At 47.1% G+C, this 21618-nt stretch carries 23 protein-coding genes; 20 read left to right on the top strand and 3 right to left on the bottom strand.

Annotated features, from left to right (window positions below; genetic code table 11):
- The first annotated feature begins 11 nt into the window (after positions 1–11).
- From DXD25_RS03830 to DXD25_RS03790, 11 genes are all read left to right on the top strand, one after another.
- On the top strand, positions 12–467 hold the full coding sequence (locus tag DXD25_RS03830; RefSeq protein WP_233522184.1) for a hypothetical protein: 456 nt from the start codon (positions 12–14) through the stop codon (positions 465–467).
- The gene (locus DXD25_RS03825; RefSeq protein ID WP_199540943.1) at positions 454–993 is read left to right on the top strand and encodes a hypothetical protein; all 540 of its coding nucleotides are present in this window, start codon (positions 454–456) and stop codon (positions 991–993) included. Before DXD25_RS03830 ends, DXD25_RS03825 begins: the two co-directional genes overlap by 14 nt.
- A 26-nt stretch (positions 994–1019) precedes the next feature.
- Positions 1020–1541 (top strand): hypothetical protein, encoded by a 522-nt coding sequence (locus tag DXD25_RS03820; protein ID WP_147327841.1) that lies wholly within the window; start codon positions 1020–1022, stop codon positions 1539–1541.
- Positions 1542–1950: 409 nt separating this feature from the next.
- Positions 1951–2199 carry a ribosomal large subunit pseudouridine synthase B gene (locus DXD25_RS03815; RefSeq protein ID WP_117661866.1) on the top strand — a complete coding sequence of 83 codons (249 nt, stop codon included), beginning with the start codon at positions 1951–1953 and terminating at the stop codon, positions 2197–2199.
- Between the two features lie 18 nt (positions 2200–2217).
- Positions 2218–2352 carry a hypothetical protein gene (locus DXD25_RS17415; RefSeq protein WP_255415679.1) on the top strand — a complete coding sequence of 45 codons (135 nt, stop codon included), beginning with the start codon at positions 2218–2220 and terminating at the stop codon, positions 2350–2352.
- Between the two features lie 11 nt (positions 2353–2363).
- On the top strand, positions 2364–2594 hold the full coding sequence (locus tag DXD25_RS03810) for a hypothetical protein (protein WP_117661865.1): 231 nt from the start codon (positions 2364–2366) through the stop codon (positions 2592–2594).
- 36 nt (positions 2595–2630) lie between these two features.
- Positions 2631–2852 carry a hypothetical protein gene (locus DXD25_RS03805; RefSeq protein ID WP_117661864.1) on the top strand — a complete coding sequence of 74 codons (222 nt, stop codon included), beginning with the start codon at positions 2631–2633 and terminating at the stop codon, positions 2850–2852.
- Between the two features lie 12 nt (positions 2853–2864).
- On the top strand, positions 2865–3332 hold the full coding sequence (locus DXD25_RS16600; protein WP_158556284.1) for an LPD11 domain-containing protein: 468 nt from the start codon (positions 2865–2867) through the stop codon (positions 3330–3332).
- The gene (locus DXD25_RS16595) at positions 3322–3486 is read left to right on the top strand and encodes a hypothetical protein (protein ID WP_158556283.1); all 165 of its coding nucleotides are present in this window, start codon (positions 3322–3324) and stop codon (positions 3484–3486) included. Before DXD25_RS16600 ends, DXD25_RS16595 begins: the two co-directional genes overlap by 11 nt.
- A 287-nt stretch (positions 3487–3773) precedes the next feature.
- A complete protein-coding gene (locus tag DXD25_RS03795; protein WP_117661863.1) occupies positions 3774–4049 on the top strand; it encodes a hypothetical protein in 276 nt (91 codons plus the stop codon).
- Positions 4050–4087: 38 nt separating this feature from the next.
- A complete protein-coding gene (locus DXD25_RS03790; RefSeq protein WP_117661862.1) occupies positions 4088–4351 on the top strand; it encodes a hypothetical protein in 264 nt (87 codons plus the stop codon).
- Positions 4352–4556: 205 nt separating this feature from the next.
- Here DXD25_RS03790 and DXD25_RS03785 read toward each other — a convergent pair whose 3' ends face one another.
- Positions 4557–5723, bottom strand: a complete 1167-nt coding sequence (locus tag DXD25_RS03785) for a site-specific integrase (protein ID WP_117661861.1) — start codon at positions 5721–5723, stop codon at positions 4557–4559.
- A 281-nt stretch (positions 5724–6004) separates the two neighbouring features.
- Between DXD25_RS03785 and DXD25_RS03780 the strand changes: the two genes are divergently transcribed.
- Positions 6005–8092 (top strand): S9 family peptidase, encoded by a 2088-nt coding sequence (locus DXD25_RS03780; protein WP_117661860.1) that lies wholly within the window; start codon positions 6005–6007, stop codon positions 8090–8092.
- Between the two features lie 99 nt (positions 8093–8191).
- On the opposite strand, the gene DXD25_RS03775 is transcribed toward DXD25_RS03780, so the two are convergent.
- Both DXD25_RS03775 and DXD25_RS03770 read right to left on the bottom strand, forming a co-directional pair.
- Entirely contained in the window at positions 8192–9763 is a 1572-nt protein-coding gene (locus DXD25_RS03775) for an Rne/Rng family ribonuclease (protein WP_117661859.1), read from the bottom strand.
- Between the two features lie 268 nt (positions 9764–10031).
- Positions 10032–10316 carry an HU family DNA-binding protein gene (locus tag DXD25_RS03770; RefSeq protein ID WP_089545246.1) on the bottom strand — a complete coding sequence of 95 codons (285 nt, stop codon included), beginning with the start codon at positions 10314–10316 and terminating at the stop codon, positions 10032–10034.
- 168 nt (positions 10317–10484) lie between these two features.
- On the opposite strand from DXD25_RS03770, the gene DXD25_RS03765 reads away from it, so the two are divergent.
- The 8 genes from DXD25_RS03765 to carB form a co-directional block, all read left to right on the top strand.
- Positions 10485–11318: a TPM domain-containing protein gene (locus DXD25_RS03765; protein ID WP_117661858.1), complete on the top strand. Its 834-nt coding sequence runs from the start codon at positions 10485–10487 to the stop codon at positions 11316–11318.
- 72 nt (positions 11319–11390) lie between these two features.
- Entirely contained in the window at positions 11391–11972 is a 582-nt protein-coding gene (locus DXD25_RS03760; RefSeq protein WP_089545244.1) for a LemA family protein, read from the top strand.
- A 240-nt stretch (positions 11973–12212) separates the two neighbouring features.
- On the top strand, positions 12213–13664 hold the full coding sequence (pyk, locus tag DXD25_RS03755; RefSeq protein WP_117661857.1) for a pyruvate kinase: 1452 nt from the start codon (positions 12213–12215) through the stop codon (positions 13662–13664).
- A 120-nt stretch (positions 13665–13784) separates the two neighbouring features.
- Entirely contained in the window at positions 13785–14585 is an 801-nt protein-coding gene (locus DXD25_RS03750) for a polysaccharide biosynthesis/export family protein (protein ID WP_117661856.1), read from the top strand.
- A gap of 59 nt (positions 14586–14644) precedes the next feature.
- Entirely contained in the window at positions 14645–16549 is a 1905-nt protein-coding gene (gene glmS, locus DXD25_RS03745) for a glutamine--fructose-6-phosphate transaminase (isomerizing) (protein WP_117661855.1), read from the top strand.
- 108 nt (positions 16550–16657) lie between these two features.
- On the top strand, positions 16658–18541 hold the full coding sequence (locus tag DXD25_RS03740; RefSeq protein ID WP_117661854.1) for an amidophosphoribosyltransferase: 1884 nt from the start codon (positions 16658–16660) through the stop codon (positions 18539–18541).
- 75 nt (positions 18542–18616) lie between these two features.
- Entirely contained in the window at positions 18617–19693 is a 1077-nt protein-coding gene (carA, locus tag DXD25_RS03735) for a glutamine-hydrolyzing carbamoyl-phosphate synthase small subunit (RefSeq protein WP_117661937.1), read from the top strand.
- A 12-nt stretch (positions 19694–19705) separates the two neighbouring features.
- On the top strand, positions 19706–21618 hold a 1913-nt coding region (carB, locus tag DXD25_RS03730; RefSeq protein WP_117661853.1), incomplete at its 3' end, for a carbamoyl-phosphate synthase (glutamine-hydrolyzing) large subunit.

Here is a 21618-nt window from a genome sequence, read left to right as displayed (position 1 = left end):
AATAAATTGATATGAGCGAAGTATTTCACGATTTTCAGGTGCACCATCTATATCTGTGCGCCCTAGTAATTTTTATCTGTTTCGCTACGATTCTGATAGCGATGACAATTGACTTGATAGCAGGCATACAGAAGGCGAAGGAACTGCATATTGCAAGAACGTCAACTGGACTAAAGAAGACGTGCGACAAGGCGAAGAAGTATTTTCCGACATTCGGTATAGCTTCGCTTATGGACGTTGCTACGTGTATTATCTCTCCCTTCCCTATGTTCTCCATCGCCTGGACGGTGTATCTGCTTTTGTGCGAGTTCAAGAGCATCCGGGAGAAGGCATACGAGAAGGCAGAGATACGCAAGCAGGACCGCACGATGCAGGTGATCCTCGAGAACAAGGATGAAATTGCGAAGGCAGTTGTCGAGATAATGAAAGAAGAGCGGAAGAAAGGAGGAGATAATGAGGATAACTAGAGCGCAACTTTTAAAGGTAATGCCGAATGCAGGCAGCAAGGCAGACACCTACCTTCCAATCATAAACGGATGGGCGGAGCATTTCCGCATCAATACTCCTTTGCGAATGGCGCACTACCTCGCACAGATTGCCCACGAAAGCGGAGAGTTGAGATACACCAAGGAGCTTGCAAGCGGCAGAGCCTACGAGGGCAGGAAAGACCTCGGCAACACCCAGCAGGGCGATGGCGTGAAGTACAAGGGCAGAGGATTGATACAGATTACCGGGCGAGCCAACTATAGGAAGTTTTCCAATTATTGCGGCTTCGATGTTGTTGGGACACCAGAGCTTCTGGAACGACCATCCGGTGCAACGGAATCCTCGATGTGGGTATTCGACACCTTCGGCTGTAATGAGCTGGCAGACCAAGACAACTTGAAGGCTATCCGTAGGAAGATAAACGGAGGGTACAACGGACTGGCAGCCTGCGAGAAGTATTTGAAGCGAGCCAAGGAAGCCTTGGAAATTAAGGTGCTTACACAATAAACACATCAATCTAACGTTTATAGAGTATGGAAAATTCAAGAAAAGGGCGAAATTTGCGTTCTGTGGCGTTATTTCTCGCCGTGCTTATAATTACCCCACTTTTGATTTTGGGCTGTTCCTGCGCAAAAACAGCCGCAAATAACACAGTTTATCGCGATAGCGCACACACCAGTGTAAGACGTGACAGCGTGAGCCAGCGACAGATCCACTGGAAGGACACCCGGCAGCACGACAGCGTATTCAAGCAGGACAGCGTACTGGTGTACATCAAGGGCGACACCGTAATCAAGGAGCGGTGGCACAACCTTACGACCACCAGGTGGAAGACAACGACCAAGACGGACACCATCGTTGGGGACACCTACGTTTTCGTGACCGACACCGTGAAAGTCAAGCATTACGTGAACCGATATAAGACCAAGGAGGTAGAGAAGCCAGCGAGCACCTGGCAAAAGGTAAGGCTATTCACTGGCGATTGCGTGATTCTGTTTCTGTTCCTTCTTTTGGCAAACTGGATAAAGGAGCGCATCAAGAAGAGAGTTCAATAGGTTCAATCATAATATCATTTGTTAGAAAGGGCAGGAAGCGCAGGAGAGCGTTTTCCTGCCCATTTTTGTGCGAAGAACACTTTTCATTGAGAGAAAAGGGGTAGGGGATATGAGAGTTAGATTATATATTCATTCAAACTAAGGCGTGCAGGTTATTATTATATAGAGTGTTGAAAACTAAGGCAACCGATTGATAGCCATTGATGTACGGAAGAAAAATGTGCAGAAATCGACCAAAAATAGCAGTGTTTACGCCATAAACAGCTAATAAAAGTTAAAATATTAATATCTTTCGGGAAAAGTTTTGGTGGAACGGAAAAATATTAATATCTTTGCATCGTGTTTAGGAGATAAGCACAATAAACATTCAGTAATTTAAGCCCTAGGCAACACGGTTAAGCCAAAGAAAATGAAAAAGTCAAATTCAAACGTTTTAGAGTTCACAACAAAGTTCATCAACTCAAACTTCCGCATCAAGGTATTCGGACGCACAGAGGATGGCAAGAAGATAAACACTCTCGTAGGTGTAAGCGGTATCTTGAAGCTCATCGGTGCAGAACTCTTCAACAAGTTCATCAAGCGAGCATTGAAGGCAGGTCTGGACGCTTGCCGCTGCGCACTCAGAAGAGGATTGGTTGTAACGTTGTATGCTAAGTAATCAAGGGAGGGTGAAACTATGAAGAAGTATTTTGTAAACGGAAAACAGATTTCCGAGACAGAAGCAATCTTGATTGATATGGAGAATAAGAGATTGCAGCAGAGCAACAACATTGCAGACTGGGCAGGTATTCAATTTATAATTCAAAGATAGGAGGCAAGACAATGGCAAGAGCAAAATATTATATCAAGAGACAGATGGAAGGAAAGGAAATCGAGGAGGTGGCAGACTTTACACGCAAGGACAAGGCAGAGCGTTTCTTGAACAGCTTGTTCAAGGGACTAAATAAAGCCGATAGACATTATCCACACTGGGTACGACAAGGTTATTTCAAGTCTGAATTTGCAGGCTTATGCGTGAATTTTACAACAGAGTATTGGATAGAAAAGTATTAACCAGCAGGGCGCAAGCCCTGCACAATATATCAAGATATGAAACAATACATTTTGAATGCTAAAAACAGCCTTGGGGAAGTTGACAGCCACATCGAAGACTACAGAACAGAGGAGAGAATGGAGCAGAGGTTCTCTCGTATCAAGGAAGTCTTTAGAAGCATTCCGCAAACGGAAGTGCTGGAAGAAGGCGACCGATACTTCAAGGTTAAGACAGGTAGAGTGGTATTCGAGTATTACATCACTGAACGAGAAATTTAAAATTGGCAAGATATGAAAGAAATTAAAACAATACCAGCGCAAGCGTTGGTTGAAGTCAAGACAGAGTTCGGCAAGTATTGCCTTTGGGAAATTAAGGGGTTAAAAGAAGGCGTGGTCCTAGAGGGAAGATACAATCCGGTAAACAAGGCTTTCGATTTCTCCTTCAACGGTCAAGAAGCTATGTTGTGGATTGGTCAGAACGGAAGGCTTGTAAGCCTTGGAGAAGGACAGAGGCATAAGTATATGATGCTTGGTCGTATGCTATCCGATTGCGAGTACTTCCTTCGCAACCCATACGAGCGGCACCTCTATTTCCCGAGCATCGCCAGACATTGCAAGGAAATGCGCCAGTACTGGCTGTCGTTGAATATCAAGCCGGAGTGGTTATCTTATAAGCAGATTGGCAAGCTGGAGCACAAGATGAACCGAATGAAAACGAAGTTAGATAGACAATTTAAAAAAGACAGATATGGAGAATAGAAGAAACATCAAGAGAACGAAGAAGGGCGCAGGCGCAACGGTCAAGCTAGTTGGCATACAGATAGACAACGACCTGCTGCCTTTCCTCAACGCATTGCCCAACAAGTCACGATTCATCAATGATTTGTTGAGAAAGAAATTTTTCGGAAAATAATTTGGTGGTATCAAAGGAAAATCGTACCTTTGCATCACTGAATGTTTAAAGTGGTTTCCACTTATTACCCCAGCGACTCGACTTTTTCACCGCTGGGGTATTTTTTTTTTGCCCATTTTAAGCCGTAAATGTAAAATAACATTAAAATAACAATAAAATAAAAAGAAAATCGTTTAAAAATTTGGTGGAACGGAAAAATATTAATATCTTTGCATCGTGTTTAAGAGATAAGCACTTTGAAACATTCAGTAATTTAAGCCCTACGCAGCACGGTTAAGCGGAAAATTATGAAGAAGTTAAGCAAGGCAGAAGCTATCAAGAAGTTTGGCGAGGATATCGTTAACAAGGCTATGGAAACAAACGCAGAGCCTACTAGCAGAGTTATGTATCCAGCATTCGAGGATCCTTCGCATATTGGCAAGGCTGAGTATGCAGGTGACTCGGTAAAGGTTGACGGTTGGAGTCTGACAGCGTACTACTATCTTTCTCCTGAGGACGAAGAGAATACTGATTCCTTCGACTGGGATGACAACGTAGAGTTTGAAGCAGAAGAAATTTGGTAAACATATAAGCCCTCGACATCACGGTTAAGTCTTAAATTATGAAGAAATATCAGATATATTACAATAATACGGTTGAGATAAACAATGTTGCAGAGTTTGATACATTGGATGAAGCAAAGCAATATTGCACCGAAAACACGAAAGGGTATGATAAGGTATGCGACAATGATAACTGCTGGGAAGGTCGCAGCAATAACTTTCATTATGAAGTCTATGATGGAGTTAAGGAAATCCTAGATGAGGATGGTGACGTTGTTGATTTCAAAGACCCAGTTTATATGACGAAACAATACTATTTATAAATTATATAAAAGGGGACTGACGAAAGCCAGTCCCTTTTTTTGTTCCACAAGCAGCCCGACCACCTGCATTCTATCTATGTTTTTGTGCTCTTTCTTTCGATTTGCCCCGAAATTTGCGTTCTAAGCCATTTACGTAGTAAACACGTAAAACTATCCCCAAAAACAATTTGAGCCGTTTCTGCGCCAAATTCGCAAGAAATAAGGGCTATTTCTTGTTGTATAGCACGTAATCAATAACCCTGCGGTTTGCGTCATCTACTCTCGATAGGTCCGCATTGATGTAGGTATCAGTTACCCGGACACCGAACGAGTGACCCAGCGCAAGCGATACAACGTCCTTTGGTATTCCCAGGTTGAAGGCGATTGATGCCCACGTATGGCGAGCGTAGTACGTAGTAAGCCCTTGGCGCACCTTTCCTAACTTCTTATTAATCATTACCGTTGCAGAATCAACGTTTTTGAAATGCTCCGAGAAACGAAGCAGCTTCTTTTCCCCTTTGTACTTCTCGATGATTCGGAGAGCTTCTGGACGAAGAAGGATGGAGTAATGCCTGCCAGTCTTCGCCCGGTCGTATTCCAGCCTTCCACGGACGACATTCTCCTTTGTCAAGGCGAACAAGTCACGCACGTTGATACCAATGAGCAGGAACATCAGTAGGAACATATCGACCAGCTCATCACCACCAGCTTCGAAGATAGAGCGGATTTCCTCAACAGACAAGTCTCGCTTTTTTGTTGTCTCAATTCGGAGGCTATATCTGCGGAAAGGGTAGTTTCTTGTTTGCTCATTATCTATCGCCAAGTTGAAGACAGCAGCGACACAGAGCATCCTGCTGGTTCTGGTATTCCTAGACAAGCCCTCCTTTGCCATAAAAGCATCGAAGGCTTCAAGCCAAGAACGGTTAATCTCATCGTAGGTAAGGCGAGCCGCTTTTTCTTCTCCAAGGAAAGCTTCAATCTTTGCCCAAGTGTACTTGTATCTGTTGATCGTGTTCTTTTGGAGATTTCTCCCCTCGTAGGCGATGAAGCCATCACGAAGCAGGGCGACCTTTTCCCTGGCAGGCTCGGCTTCAAGGATGATTAAGTCACGAAGCTCCCTAGCCGTAATGTCGCCACGGTAAGTATCCCTGCATTGCGCCTTCATCATCATTCTATTGTAGAAATTCAGACGGTCAAGAAGGAAGTCGTTGATAGCATCACGATCCGGACGCTTGCGCACCTTACAAGACCTTTTGTCCCATTCATCTTTCTTGCAGTATTGATTAAGGGATATGAAGGCGGTCCCACCGTGATGGTTGACGGCAAGACGGATGGAGAACGTGCCATCCTGCCTTTTTACCCTCGTGTCTAGATATAATCTCAGTGTTGCCATATTTCCGTGCAGTATTTATTCAGTTTATTTACAGCAGTAAGAACCGCAATGGTGCAGAGTGGTGCAGGATTGCGGCACTTCTCAGTTTCCCCAGCATCAAAGAACCCCTTTATATACTGGGGAAAACAGTTAAGTTGTACTCAAAATCATAATCTTTTCCTTTCTTTTTATGTTATTATCAATATTAATTATAGATTAGACGATAAAAGATAGCAAAAGGTTGCAGGAAATCCAAAAATATTTGTTACTTTTGCATCGAAAGTTTAATATTTATAGGTTATATGAACAAGAGATTGATGTTTTCGGCAGCACTCGTGATGGCGCTGCTTTCGGCAAACGCTCAGAAAAGGGCGTTTACCATCGAGGATTTGTACAAGGTGAAGGGCGTATATTCTGTGAGCCTTTCGCCAGATGGTAAGACTATCTGCTATACCTCCAGTTCTTCCGACCTGAAGAACCAGAAGTCTAGTTCCGACATCTACATCATGAATGCAGATGGCTCTCATGCCAAGGCTTTCACCGAGGATGGCAAAAGCAGTTCTGCCGTGTGGAGTAAGGATGGAAAGAGTATCTTTTTCACTAATTATGAGAAGGGGACGGCTCAGGTCTATCGCATGAATCTGGCTACCTGCGAGGCGGAACAAGTAACTGATTATGAGTTGGGTATAGATAATCCGGTTATCTCACCTGATGAGCGGTACATCGCCTTTACAGCCGAGGTATATCCCGACCTGGGAGCTGATGCCAAGGCCAACATAGCCCGGATGGAGAAGAAGGACAAGGGACCTGTGCAGGCGCATATTGCCGACAAGTTGCTCTATCGTCATTGGACGAGCTATAGCGATGGCAGATGCAGTCATCTCATCCTTTTCGATACACAGACGAAGACTTACAGGGATCTGACTCCGGGTAATTATTCGCTGATATTCATGGCTGGTGGCGGAATCGCCTATGATTTTTCTCCAGACAGCAAGGAAATCTGTTTCGTCTCCAACCACGATGAGCATCAGGAGGCTAGCACCAATGCCGACCTTTGGACGGTTTCTGTGAATGGGGGAGAGCCAGTCTGCATCACGAAGGAAAACAAGGCATGGGATGGTACTCCAACCTATTCGCCCGACGGCAAGTATATCGCTTACCGTTTGCAGCAAGTACCTGGCTATGAGTCTGATCGTTTCCGTCTTGCCATCTACGACCGTGCTGCAAGGAAATCTACCATCCTGACAGAGAAGTTTGACAACTGGGTGGATGATTACAAATGGGCACCAGACGGCAAGAGTATTTTCTTCCTGGGGGAGGTGCAGGGCGCACAACCACTCTACAAACTCGACATTGCCAGAAAGACCATCTCGCCAGTAGTGACAGGCAAGGCTATCTCTGAGTTTGATTTCGACAATAAGGGCATGGTATATTATACTTACAGTACGACAGGAAAGCCATCGGCTCTCTATCGTCAGCAGATGAAGAAGTGGAATGGAACTCCTGTGGCTCTCGGCAAGGAACAGCAGATAACCTTCCTCAACCAGAAGTTGGAGGATGAGGTGGATATCCGTCCTTCTGAGAGCATCTGGGTGGAGGGCGCTGGCGGCGACAAGGTACAGGTGTTCATCGTGAAGCCACACAACTTTGATGCCAGCAAGAAGTATCCGCTTATCATCAATGTGCATGGCGGCCCGCAGATGCAGTGGATGAATTCCTTCCGTGGCGACTGGCAGGTTTATCCTGCTGCCGGTTATGTGGTGGCTTATCCTAATCCTCATGGTTCTACAGGATATGGCCAGGCCTTTACACGTGCCATTTCCGGCGACTGGGGCGGAAAGGTATTTGAGGATGTGATGAAGGTTACTGATAAATTGGCAACCCTGGAATATGTTGACTCCACCAGGATGGGAGCGATGGGATGGTCGTATGGCGGCTATATGATGAACTGGCTGCAGGGCCATACCAAGCGATTCAAGTGTCTGGCTTCCATGATGGGCGTATATGACTTGCGCTCTATGTGGGGCAGTACAGAGGAAGTATGGTTCCCTAACTTTGAGCTGGAGGGACAGCCTTACAATTCCGATCTCTACGAGAAGTGGTCGCCATCCTCATACATCAAGAACTTCTCTACGCCAACTCTCGTGATGACGGGCGAGTTGGACTATCGTGTACCTTATACACAGAGCTTGCAGTATTTCACGGCATTGCAGACCCTGAACATTCCTTCTCGACTGATTGTCTTGAAGTATGATGGTCATTGGCCAAGCAACCTGAAGTCGATGCCGCTCTATTACAATGCGCACCTCGACTGGTTCCATCGCTATCTCGGCGGTGCTCCTGCACCTTGGGACACAGAGAAAATGGTGAATAATGAGATAGAGTACTAAAATGCCTTATATATAATAAGGTGTAGAGAAACTGAAATAATAAAAGCTCCATTCGCATCTGAAATGGCGAATGGAGCTTTTTTTCTGAGAATTAAAAACTTACTTTGTTTCCTGTTCTTCCTGCATATCCAGATACTGGTTGTCCTTGTCGTAGAATTCATACTGGAGGAACGCCAGTTTCTGAGATGGAATTACATTGAAGCCGAAACCATACTTAAACTGCCATTTGCGCTTCAAGGAAATGAAGCCCTTGTTGATGAAGGCAGCTACGTAAGGATTCACATACAAAGTGAATTTCTTGACGCCAATCTTGTTGACTAGGCGGTCGATTTTTCTTTCCAACTGGTCGGTGAAAAGGATGCTCGATTTGATCTTGCCCGAACCGAAGCAGGTAGGGCAGGTCTCCTCTACGTTTACGTCCATGGCTGGGCGTACACGCTGGCGGGTAATCTGCATCAGTCCGAACTTGCTCAGAGGCAGGATGTTGTGCTTGGCACGGTCCTTCTGCATGTTCTTGCACATGCGCTCATAGAGCAGCTGTCGGTCTTCGGCAAGATTCATGTCGATGAAGTCCACCACAATGATTCCTCCCATATCACGGAGTCGCAATTGTCTGGCCAATTCATCGGCAGCGCCGAGGTTTACATCGAGAGCATTCGCTTCCTGACCTTTCTCACGAGTACGGTTGCCGCTGTTTACATCTACCACGTGCAGGGCTTCGGTATGCTCGATGATGAGATACGCACCGTGCTTGTAGTTGACAACTCTTCCAAAACCAGCCTTGATCTGCTTGGTGATGCTGAAGTTGTCGAAGATAGGCACCTTACCGGTGTAGAGCTTGACTATGCCCGCCTTTTCAGGGGCTATTAGAGAAACATAGTCCTTCACCTCGTTCATCACACCTTCATCGTTGACGAAGATGTTCTCGTAAGATGGGTTAAACAAGTCACGCAGGAGAGCGACGGCTCTTCCGGTCTCCTCGAAAGCGAGTTGCGGGCGCTGCTGGGTCTTCTGCACCTTGGCGATAGCATCCTCCCATCGCTTCACCAGGACTTTCAGCTCAGCATCGAGCTCAGCGACTCTCTTTCCCTCAGCCACAGTGCGGACAATTACACCGCAATTCTTTGGTTTTACGCTGTGAATGAGTTGTTTGAGTCGGGAGCGTTCTTCACCGCTTTTGATTTTCGACGAGACAGAAACTTTATCACCGAATGGCATGAGTACCAGGTATCGTCCTGCGAATGAGATTTCGCCCGTAAGACGAGGACCCTTGGTAGAGATTGGTTCCTTTACGATTTGTACCAGCACTTCCTGTCCCACTTTCAGGACATTCTGGATGCTGCCGTCCTTTTCCAGTTCAGGCAGTTTGCTGGCTTTAGAGAATGGGAAAAGTTTCTTTCTGTCGCTCTGTACTTGTTTAAGGTACTTCTGGTAGGAATTAAAATGACTTCCCAGGTCAAGATAATGAAGAAAGGCGTCGCGTTCATAACCTACATCTACGAAGCATGCGTTAAGTCCCGGCATGAGTTTCTTAACCTTTGCGATGTAGATGTTTCCCACAGAGAACGAAGCCTCACGGGGTTCATTCTGGTATTCCACCAGCTGCTTATCCTCCATGAGAGCGATAGAAATGTCCTTCTGCTGGACGTCAATTACAACTTCGCTTGTCATACTCTTCAATAATCTTTTTACTTAAAGTTACTAATAACACTTTACAAAAAGGGGCATGCCTATCCATGTTGATATGACACGCCCCCTCAGTCTGTGGAACCGACTGAGAGCATTTTCTGCTTCTAGAAAAGCTTACTTGCTCTTATGTCTGTTCTTACGTAATCTCTTTTTACGCTTGTGAGTAGCCATCTTGTGGCCCTTCTTTTTCTTTCCGTTTGGCATGATTTTAAAATTTTAAAATATTGTTATTATAAAAATGTTAATTCTCTTACTGAGCGTTCTGCATCTCCTCGATGAAGCTCTTAGATGGCTTGAAGCTTGGCAAATCGTGAGCTGGGATGGTGAGAGTGGTGTTCTTAGAGATGTTGCGAGCGGTCTTAGCTGCACGGTGCTTGATGTTGAAGCTACCGAAGCCACGCAGGTAAACATTCTCCTTGTTCTGGATGAGGCTCTTCTTCACCTCCTCCATGAACGACTCTACTACTATGCTAACTTCCTTCTTAGCCATACCAGTAGCGATTGCTACTTCATTTATGATATCTGCTTTGGTCATTTCTCTTCTTTTATTTATTTTTATACTTAATAATCTCAAATCGGTGTGCAAAGATACAAGTTTTTTGCGATATAACAAAATAGTTAAGGCTTTTTTTGCAAAAAAAATGCTCTAAGTATTTGCATATTAGGTTTTTATTCTGTATTTTTGCACTAAAATTGAGAATTTATGGCTTTTAAGAGACATTTTTTAGTGATGATATGGATGGCTTTCAGCGTCTTATCGCTGTCTGCCAAGAAGGAGTGGAATGCGGATAATGTGCCGATTCCCTTCCTCCAGGACTCCACGCAGTATGTTTCCGATCCCGATGGCTATGTGGATAGGGCGCTCAAGGATTCGGCTAATTTCTACCTGCAGAAGCTGAAGCTGGAGTGTGGTGTGCAGAATGTGCTCATCATCGTGGGCAGGGTGGCTAACCAGGATGCTTTCAGGATGGCGCAGGATGTGGGCAACAAGTATGGCATCGGCTACAAGAAGAGCCGAAGAGGTCTGGTCATCGTCATAGCCGTGGAAGACCACAAGTACTTCATCGCTCCCGGCAGTGGACTGGAGGGAGAGCTGACGGATGTGGACTGCGATGACATTGCACGTGCCTGCATCGTGAAATACATGCGCGAGGATGCCCCAGGCGAGGCTGTTGCCTCTGTGAGCCGTGCTATATATAATAAGGTGAAAAGCGGGCGCACCGGAATTGAGTCGGTAGATGAGGGGACGGTGAATGATGAAGAGGATTGGGCACTGGTCATTATCCTGTTCCTCCTCTTTTTCGGAATCCCGATCTATTACCTCGTCCGTTACATCCTGGAGCAGGTGGGTCTGGTAAAGCCAAGACCGAAGGGCAAGGGGAGAAACCAGTCGCGAAGAAGAAATGATGATGACGACTGGTTGCCGCCGTTCTTCATGGGCGGCGGAGGCTTCTCCGGTGGTGGAGGAGGCGGCTTCTCGGGCGGCTCCTTTGGCGGCGGAACATTCTCTGGCGGTGGCTCTGGCGGAAGCTGGTAGTTGCTGATAGCTAATAGTTTATAATTGGTAGATAATAATTAATCAATAATCATTAATCAATAATTGAAAAGTATGAAGAAAACAGGATGGATTATCTTAGGCGTCATCGTAGTGTTGGTGCTCTGGGTGTTCAGTGGTTATAATGGTATGGTAGGAGAGCAGGAGAAGGCTACTACCGAGTTGTCTAACATGCAGGCTCAGTATCAGCGTCGTGCCGATATGATGCCTCAGTTGGCTAAGATCGTAAAGGCTTATGCCAAGCACGAGAAGGAGACCTTCGAGGAGGTGACCAAGGCTCGTGCTTCTGTAGGACAGGTGAAGCTGGATGTGAATAATCTCACGGAGGCTAGTATGAAGCAGTATGCAGCTGCTCAGGGTGAGTTGGCAAATGCCTTCTCCAAGCTGATGCTGGTGGCTGAAAGATATCCTGAGTTGAAGGCAAGCGAGAATTTTAAGGCTCTCCAGGTTCAGGAGGAAGGCACTGAGAATCGAATCAGCGAGGCTCGCCGTAAGTATAATGAGGCTGTACAGTCTTATAACCAGACGGTTAGAAAGATGCCTAATGCCATCATCGCCGGCATCTTCAATTTCAATGTAATGCCTAAGTTTGAGGCAGCAGCTGGTGCCGAGAAGGCTCCAGACTTGGATATCTAGGAAAATAAATTCAGTCAAGAATGTCGCCCTGTAGTGGCAAAAGTATTGAACATGTGATGCTTTTGTCCTTGCAGGGCGTGTTTGGTTTTCTTTCAATCTGTTACAATCGCCATATTTTATATATATTTTGTATTTCAGATGATTCGTATTTCAGATTTTCTTTGTATCTTTGCACAAAATTTGAGAAAAGTGGCAGAAATGTCACGATAACATTGAAATTTCTATAAGGTAATTACAAATATGAAACAAACAAAGATTGTTGCTTCCATCAGCGATCGCAGATGCGATCAAGATTTTATCCGAAAACTGTTTTTTGCGGGCATGAACGTGGTTCGTATGAACACCGCACATGCTACAGAAGATGGAATCCGTACCATTGTCAAGAACGTTAGAGCTGTGTCTCCACATATTGGTATCATGATTGATACCAAGGGTCCGGAGGTGCGTACTACCGACGTAAAGGAGCCTATACATTATAATATAGGTGACGTGGTGAAAATCTTCGGTCGTCCTGATGTAGATTCTTCTCATGATACCGTGAACTTGAGCTATCCTGATATTGCTGCCGATTTGAAGGTGGGCGACGACATCTTGTTTGATGATGGCGAACTCGACATGAAGGTTGTTGATATTCAGGGTCCTATGCTCGTGGCTGAGGTGCAGAACGAGGGAATACTGGGGGCTCACAAGAGCGTGAACGTACCGGGCGAGCACATCGACCTGCCTGCGCTTACTGAGAAAGACCGCAGAAACATCGAGCTTGCCATCGAGCTGGATATTGATTTCATTGCTCACTCATTCGTGCGCAATGCAGCAGATGTAAAGGCCGTGCAGGATATTCTCGATGCTCACCACAGCGACATCAAGATCATCTCTAAGATCGAGAACCAGGAGGGTGTAGATAACATCGATGAGATCATCGATGCCTGCTATGGCATCATGATTGCCCGTGGTGACCTGGGTATTGAGGTGCCTATCGAGAGAATCCCTGGTATCCAGCGCCGCATCATTGCCAAGTGCGTGAAGGCTCAGAAGCCGGTAATCGTAGCTACACAGATGCTCCACACCATGATCAAAAATCCTCGTCCTACACGTGCCGAGGTTACAGATATTGCCAACGCTATCTTCTACCGTACAGATGCCCTGATGCTTTCGGGCGAAACAGCCAGCGGTAAGTATCCGGTAGAGGCTGTTCAGACCATGGCGCGCATTGCAGAGCAGGCAGAGAAGGACAAGTCGCCTCTCAACGACATTGATCCGATGGAGGACGGAAAGATCGACCAGAAGCTCTTCCTGGCTCATGCTGCCATCGAGGCAACCAAGAAGTTGGGCGTAGCCGGCATCATCACCGATGGTGAGACGGGTCAGACTGCCCGCTGCCTGGCTTCGTTCCGTGGTCCTAACCCTGTGCTTGCCATCTGTTACAAGGAGAAGCTTCAGCGCTGGTTGAACCTGAGCTATGGTATTATTCCAATCCATCAGAAGGATCAGGTTTCTACCAAGGCTATGTTTTCCGCGGCGGTACGTATGCTCCGCCAGAAGGGTTATCTGGGCGAGGAAGATAAGATAGCTTACCTGAGTGGTAGCTTCGGTGAGGGTGGAGGAACCACCTTCGTAGAAATCAACAAGGTGAAGAAGATCTTCGATAACAGCTATACCTTCAATTTGCCATCAAACGGCATTGAAGACTAGTAAAAAGGGCATTATTTTAAGAAAAATAATGTGATGGAGTAAATATTGGTGCAAAAATTTGCAGTATTCAAAAAAATGCTGTAATTTTGCACCAATATTTTATAACGAAATTTGTTGAGAATGAAAAAAATCATCTATTCTGCGCTTGTCGCTTTGACAATGGTCTTGATGCTTAGCAGTTGCGGAAGCACCAAGAATGTGGCTTATTTCCAAAATGCCGATTCTATCAGTTATGCAGCTTCTAAGATGCTTTACGAAGCAAAGATTATGCCTAAGGATGAGTTGACAATCACCGTAATAACTACTGATCCTAAAGCTGCAATTCCTTTTAACCTGGCTGTGTCTCAAACCATCGGTACGGGTGGACAGTTGAGTTCATCAGTTGGTTCCCTGCAGGGCTATCTTGTAGATAACAACGGTAATATCGAGTTCCCGGTAGTGGGTACGCTGCATGTAGGCGGCTTGACCAAAAATCAGGCAGAAAACCTCATCAAGAGTAAGGTAAAGCCTTACTTGGCTGAGCAGGAGAATCCTATCGTTACTGTTCGAATGGGTAGCTATCATGTATCTGTATTGGGTGAAGTTACCAAGCCTGGTGTCATCTATGCTCCTCAGGAAAAAATGAGCGTGCTTGAAGCTTTAGCACAGTGTGGCGACCTTACCATTTATGGTAAGCGTGATAACGTGTTGCTCATCCGTCAGGACGCAGAGGGAGAGAAGCATACCTATCGCTTGAACATGAATGATGCTAACATCATCAATTCTCCATATTATTATCTTCAGCAGAACGACATTATCTATGTAGAACCAAATAAGGTAAAGGCACAGAACTCTGCTATTGGTTCTTCTACAACATTGTGGTTCTCTGCTGTAAGTATCTTGACCTCCATCGCATCATTGGTTGTCAACATCCTGCGATAACAGCAAGGGATAAAAGGTCAGGAATAACAAACGGAAATACAACATAAATATAGATAAGTATGTGTGGCATAGTAGGATATTTAGGTAAGGGTGACGCTTATCCAGCCCTCATCAAGGGCTTGAAGCGTCTGGAGTACCGCGGATACGATTCTGCGGGAGTTGCCCTTATTAGCAATGACGGCTCTTTGAATGTATATAAGGCAAAGGGCAAGGTGGCAGATTTGGAAGCGTTCTGCGCTGACAAGGATATTTCAGGACATGTAGGTATTGCCCATACACGTTGGGCTACCCATGGAGAGCCTTCAGCTGTGAATGCTCATCCTCATTATTCTTCAAGCAAGAACCTTGCCATGATTCATAATGGTATTATCGAGAACTATGCCGACATCAAGAAGAACCTGATGGCAAAGGGTGTGGAGTTCAAGAGCGAGACCGATACTGAGGTGCTCGTACAGCTCATTGAATACATCCAGATGAAGAAGGATCTTGATTTGTTGACCGCCGTTCAGGTTGCGCTCCGTCAGGTGATTGGCGCTTACGCCATCGCTATTCTCGACAAGCGCAACCCTGACCAGATTATCGCTGCCCGTAAGCAGAGCCCGCTGGTAGTGGGTATTGGCGAGGACGGAGAGTTCTATCTCGGTTCGGATGCCAGCCCTATCATCGAATATACCGACAAGGTGGTTTACCTGGAGGATGGCAACATCGCCGTGATGCGCCTCGGACAGGAATTGCAGGTGGTGAACATCCAGAACGTAAAGCTCAACCCTGAGGTGCAGACCGTGGATATCGATCTCGGCCAGATTGAGAAGGGCGGTTTCCCTCACTTCATGCTGAAGGAAATTTTCGAGCAGCCTGAGTGTCTGCGCAACTGTATGCGTGGCCGTGTGGTGAGCCGCACCGTGGAAACCCGTGTGATGACCGACGGCGACGATACAACCTGCAAGACGGAGACAGAGATGGGCGTAGTGCTCAGCTCCATCACCGACCATCGCCAGCAGCTCCTCAATGCCAAGCGAATCATCATCGTGGCTTGTGGAACATCATGGCACGCCGGACTCATCGGCAAGCAGATGATTGAGAACTACTGCCGCATCCCAGTGGAAGTGGAATATGCATCAGAGTTCCGTTACCGCAACCCAGTGGTAACGAAGGATGATGTGGTCATCGCCATTTCCCAGAGTGGCGAAACCGCTGATACCCTGGCTGCCATCAAGCTTGCCAAGGAGAGCGGTGCGTTTATCTATGGTATCTGTAACTCCATCGGTTCTTCCATCGCACGAGAGACAGATACGGGTACCTATATTCATGTAGGTCCGGAGATCGGTGTTGCCTCTACCAAGGCGTTCACCGGTCAGGTTACCGTCCTTATCCTCCTGGCACTCGCCATAGGTAAGGAGAGGGGAACCATCAGCGAAAACGAATATCAGAAGATTACAGAGCAGCTTTGGAACATTCCTGCCAAGATGAAGGAAGTGTTGAAGCTCAACAATAAGATAGCTGACTTGAGCCGTACCTTTACGTATGCGCGCAATTTCATCTATCTGGGTCGTGGATTCCAGTATCCAGTAGCCCTGGAGGGTGCATTGAAGTTGAAGGAGATTAGCTACATCCATGCTGAGGGCTATCCTGCAGCAGAGATGAAGCATGGACCTATCGCGTTGATTGACAGTGATATGCCTGTAGTGGTCATTGCCACCCACAACTTCATGTACGAGAAGGTCTTGTCTAATATCCAGGAAATCAAGGCCCGTCAGGGTCGTGTCATTGCTATTGTCAGCAAGGGCGATGAAACCATTTCCAAGATTGCCGACGAAGTGATTGAACTCCCTGAGACCCTGGAGTGTCTGGAGCCATTATTGGCTACTATTCCTTTGCAGCTGCTGGCTTACCATGTAGCTGTATGTAAGGGTAAGAATGTTGACCAACCAAGAAACTTGGCCAAGTCGGTTACTGTAGAATAAAATAATAAAGGGAATCGTCGTTTCTTGACGTTTCCCTTTTTTTGGAGGGGTGTCCCTCGGATAGGAATATTCAGATTTAACTAAATAAGATAAAGGATAATAAAGAGTATGGAACCATTGAAACATGAGTGTGGCGTGGCAATGATCAGATTGCTCAAGCCACTGGAGTATTACCAGCAGAAGTACGGTACTTGGATGTACGCACTCAACAAACTCTATCTGATGATGGAGAAGCAGCACAACCGTGGACAGGAGGGTGCTGGTATGGCTTGTGTCAAACTGGGCGGAAAGCCAGGACATGAGTATATGTTTCGTGAGCGTGCGGAGGGTAAGAACGCCGTGACCGAAATCTTCGGCAAGGCAAACGCCAACTTCAAGAACTTGACTCCCGAGCAGCTTGCTGATGCAAAGTTTGCCCAAGAGGAACTGCCTTTCGCAGGCGAACTCTACATGGGACACCTGCGCTACAGTACCACCGGAAAGAGTGGCATCCAGTATGTGCACCCATTCCTGCGCCGCAACAACTGGAAGGCGAAGAACCTCTGTCTTTGCGGCAACTTCAACATGACCAACGTAGATGAAATCTTCGAGGAACTGACTAAGCAGGGCCAGAGTCCACGCATCTACAGCGACACCTACATCATGCTTGAACTGATGGGCCACCGACTTGACAGAGAGGTGGAGCGCAACTTCGTGGCTGCAAAGGCGATGGAGATGGAGAACACCGACATCACCAACTACATCGAGGACCACGTGAAGATGAGCAATGTGCTCAAGACCACGATGAAGGACTTCGACGGCGGTTATGTGGTCTGCGGAATCACCGGTTCGGGCGAGATGTTCTCCATGCGCGACCCTTGGGGCATCCGTCCTGCTTTCTACTACAAGAACGATGAAATCGTGGTAGTAGCCAGCGAGCGCCCTGTACTTCAGACCACCTTCGACCTGGAGGCAGAGGATGTGCAGGAGCTGATGCCGGGCACGGCGCTTCTCGTGAAGAAGAACGGCGAGTGCAGCATCGAGCGCATCATGGAGCAGAAGGGCGATTCAGCCTGCTCATTCGAGCGCATCTACTTCAGCCGTGGTTCCGACAAGGATATCTATCAGGAGCGTAAGCAGTTGGGCGAGCAGTTGACCCAGCCTATTCTGAAAGCTGTGGATTATGATGTGGATCACACCGTGTTCAGCTATATCCCGAACACAGCCGAGGTGGCATACTATGGTATGTTGAGCGGTTTCAAGAAGTATCTCAACGAAAGCAAGATTGAGCAGATTGCCAACCTCGACCATATTCCATCTAAGGAAGAATTATACGAAATTCTCGGTGACTTCGTCCGCTCAGAGAAGATAGCATGGAAGGATATCAAGCTCCGTACCTTCATCACCGAGGGCAACAGCCGCAACGACCTGGCGAGCCACGTGTATGATGTAACCTACGGAAGCATCGAGCCGAATGTGGATAATCTCGTTATCATCGACGACAGTATCGTGCGCGGTACAACCCTGAAGGAGAGCATCCTGCGCATCCTCGACCGTCTGCATCCTAAGAAGATTGTAGTCGTATCCAGTGCCCCTCAGATCCGCTATCCGGATTATTATGGCATCGATATGGCAAGACTGGAAGAGTTCTGCGTGTTCCGTGCTGCCATCCAGCTTTTGAAAGATCGCAAGATGGAAGACCTCATCGAGCAGACCTACGAGGCTTGCAAGGCAGAACTTGCCAAGCCAAAGGAGGAGCAGGTGAACCCGGTACGCGCCATCTACGAGCCATTCACTATCGAGGAAATCAACGAGAAGATAGTAGAGATGCTTCGCCCAGAGGGCATGACTACTCCTATCCAGCTCGTGTTCCAGAGCATCGAGGGCTTGCGCGAGGCAATTCCAAACCACAAGGGCGACTGGTATTTCACCGGTCATTATCCAACCCCAGGCGGCACGAAGCTCTGCAACCAGTCGTTTGTGAACTATATCGAAAACGTTTATCATAAATAAGTGAAGAGTGAAGAACGAAGAGTGAAGAATTCATTTGCTCTTATAAGTATGAAATAAAAGAATCAAATGTCAGATATGAAAAAAGTAACCTTAGTTTTGAGCGATGGAACCAAGTTCCATGGCAAATCTTTTGGATATGACGCTCCTGTAGCGGGCGAGGTTGTGTTCAACACAGCCATGATGGGATATCCAGAGAGTTTGACCGACCCTTCTTACGCCGGTCAGTTGATGACACTTACATTCCCTCTCGTGGGCAACTATGGTGTGCCACCATTTACTTTCGAGGAGAACGGTTTGCCAACCTTCATGGAGAGTGACAAGATTTATGCTTCTGCCATCATCGTGAATGATTACAGCGAGCAGTATAGCCACTGGAATGCAGTGGAGAGTCTTGCCGACTGGTTGAAGCGCGAAAAGGTGCCAGGAATCACAGGCATCGATACCCGTGAGTTGACTAAGGTGCTTCGTGAGCATGGTGTGATGATGGGTAAGATTCTCTTTGATGATGAACCAGACAACATCCCTGAAGCTAACTATGAGGGTATAAACTTCGTTGACCAGGTGAGCTGCAAGGAGATTATCCGTTACAACGAGGGTGCCGGCAAGAAGGTGGTACTCGTTGACTGCGGTGTGAAGGCAAACATCATCCGTTGCCTCATCAACAGAGGTGTTGAGGTGATCCGTGTACCTTGGAATTACGATTACACCGATATGGATTTCGACGGACTGTTCCTGGCCAATGGTCCTGGCGACCCAGACATGTGTGAGGATGCAGTAAACATTATTCGCAAGCAGATCAGCCAGAGCCGCAAGCCTATCTGCGGTATCTGTATGGGTAACCAGTTGCTTTCCAAGGCAGCCGGTGCTACCATCTACAAGTTGAAGTATGGTCACCGTTCACACAACCAGCCTGTGCGCATGGTAGGAACCAACAATTGCTACATCACCTCTCAGAACCACGGTTATGCCGTTGATGCCAAGACATTGGGCAACGACTGGGAGGAACTCTTTGTAAATATGAATGATGGCTCTAACGAGGGTATCCGCCACAAGGTGAACCCTTGGTTCTCAAGCCAGTTCCACCCAGAGGCTTGCTCAGGCCCTGTGGATACAGAGTTCATGTTTGATAAGTTTGTAGAAACACTTAAATAATTAGGAATAAAGATGAAAGACGAAAATATAAAGAAGGTGCTCCTCTTAGGTTCTGGAGCCTTGAAGATCGGTGAAGCAGGTGAGTTCGACTACTCAGGTTCGCAGGCCCTGAAGGCATTGCGCGAGGAAGGTATCGAGACTGTGCTCATCAACCCGAATATCGCAACCGTACAGACATCAGAAGGTGTTGCCGACCAGATTTACTTCCTGCCAGTGCAGCCATACTTCGTAGAGCGTGTCATCCAGAAGGAAAAGCCAGACGGAATCCTCCTCAGCTTCGGTGGTCAGACAGCCCTCAACTGTGGTGTGGAACTCTATCGCCAGGGCATCCTGGAGAAATATAATGTCAAGGTGTTGGGTACTCCTGTTCAGGCTATCATGGATACTGAGGACCGTGAGCTCTTCGTAGAGAAGCTGGATGAAATCAACGTGAAGACCATCAAGAGTGAGGCTTGCGAGAACATCGAGCAGACCCGCAAGGCTGCTGCCGAGCTCGGTTATCCTGTCATCATCCGTGCTGCTTATGCACTGGGTGGACTCGGTTCTGGTTTCGCTGACAACGAGGAGGAGCTGAACAAGCTCGCAGAGAAGGCCTTCTCATTCTCTCCACAGGTATTGGTAGAGAAGAGCTTGAAGGGCTGGAAGGAGATTGAGTATGAGGTGGTTCGCGACCGTTACGACAACTGTATTACAGTTTGTAACATGGAGAACTTCGACCCACTGGGAATCCATACCGGTGAGAGTATCGTCATCGCTCCATCCCAGACCCTGAGCAATGCTGAGTATCATAAGCTCCGTGCCCTCGCCATCAAGATTATCCGTCACATCGGAATCGTGGGTGAGTGTAACGTGCAGTATGCCTTCGACCCTAAGAGCGAGGACTATCGCGTTATTGAGGTGAATGCCCGCTTGAGCCGTTCATCTGCCTTGGCATCTAAGGCTACCGGTTATCCTCTTGCCTTCGTTGCAGCCAAGCTCGGTATGGGTTACGGTCTGTTCGAGTTGAAGAATTCTGTAACCAAGACTACATCAGCTTTCTTTGAGCCAGCATTGGACTACGTGGTTTGTAAGATTCCTCGTTGGGACTTGTCTAAGTTCCGTGGCGTAGATAAGGAGTTGGGTTCATCTATGAAGTCAGTAGGTGAGGTAATGGCCATCGGCCGCAACTTCGAGGAGGCTATCCAGAAGGGTCTTCGTATGATTGGTCAGGGCATGCACGGTTTCGTAGAGAACAAGGAGCTTGAAATCGATGATATCGATGCAGCTTTGCGCGAGCCAACAGATAAGCGTGTATTCGTGATTTCAAAGGCAATGCACAAGGGCTATACCGTAGATCAGATTCACGACTTGACCAAGATTGACAAGTGGTTCCTGGAGAAGTTGAAGCACATCATCGACATCGACGAGGAGATGAAGAAGTGCAACATCAATACCATCGGTCAGGATCTGCTCCGTTCTGCTAAGGTTTACGGTTTTACCGACTTCCAGGTTGCTCGTGCCGTGGGCTTGGAGCAGGAGTTGGGCAACATGCACAAGGCTGCCCTCCTGGTTCGCAACAAGCGCAAGAGCTATGGCATCCTGCCTGTAGTGAAGCAGATTGATACCTTGGCAGCAGAGTATCCTGCCCAGACCAACTACCTCTATGTAACCTACGCAGGCGTGAAGAGTGACATCACCTTCGAGAACGACCACCGTTCTATCATCGTACTCGGTTCTGGTGCTTACCGCATCGGTTCTTCCGTAGAGTTCGACTGGTGTGGCGTTCAGGCATTGAACACCATCCGCAAGGAAGGCTGGCGCTCAGTGATGATCAACTACAACCCAGAGACCGTATCTACCGACTACGATATGTGCGACCGTCTTTACTTCGACGAGTTGACCTTTGAGCGTGTGATGGATATCATCGAGATGGAGCAGCCTCATGG

This window comes from Prevotella sp. TF12-30, from assembly GCF_003436715.1.
In the GTDB taxonomy this organism is placed as follows: domain Bacteria; phylum Bacteroidota; class Bacteroidia; order Bacteroidales; family Bacteroidaceae; genus Prevotella; species Prevotella copri_A.
The sequence above is the reverse complement of the archived record's forward strand: the minus strand, read 5'-3'. Positions and strand labels throughout refer to the sequence as shown.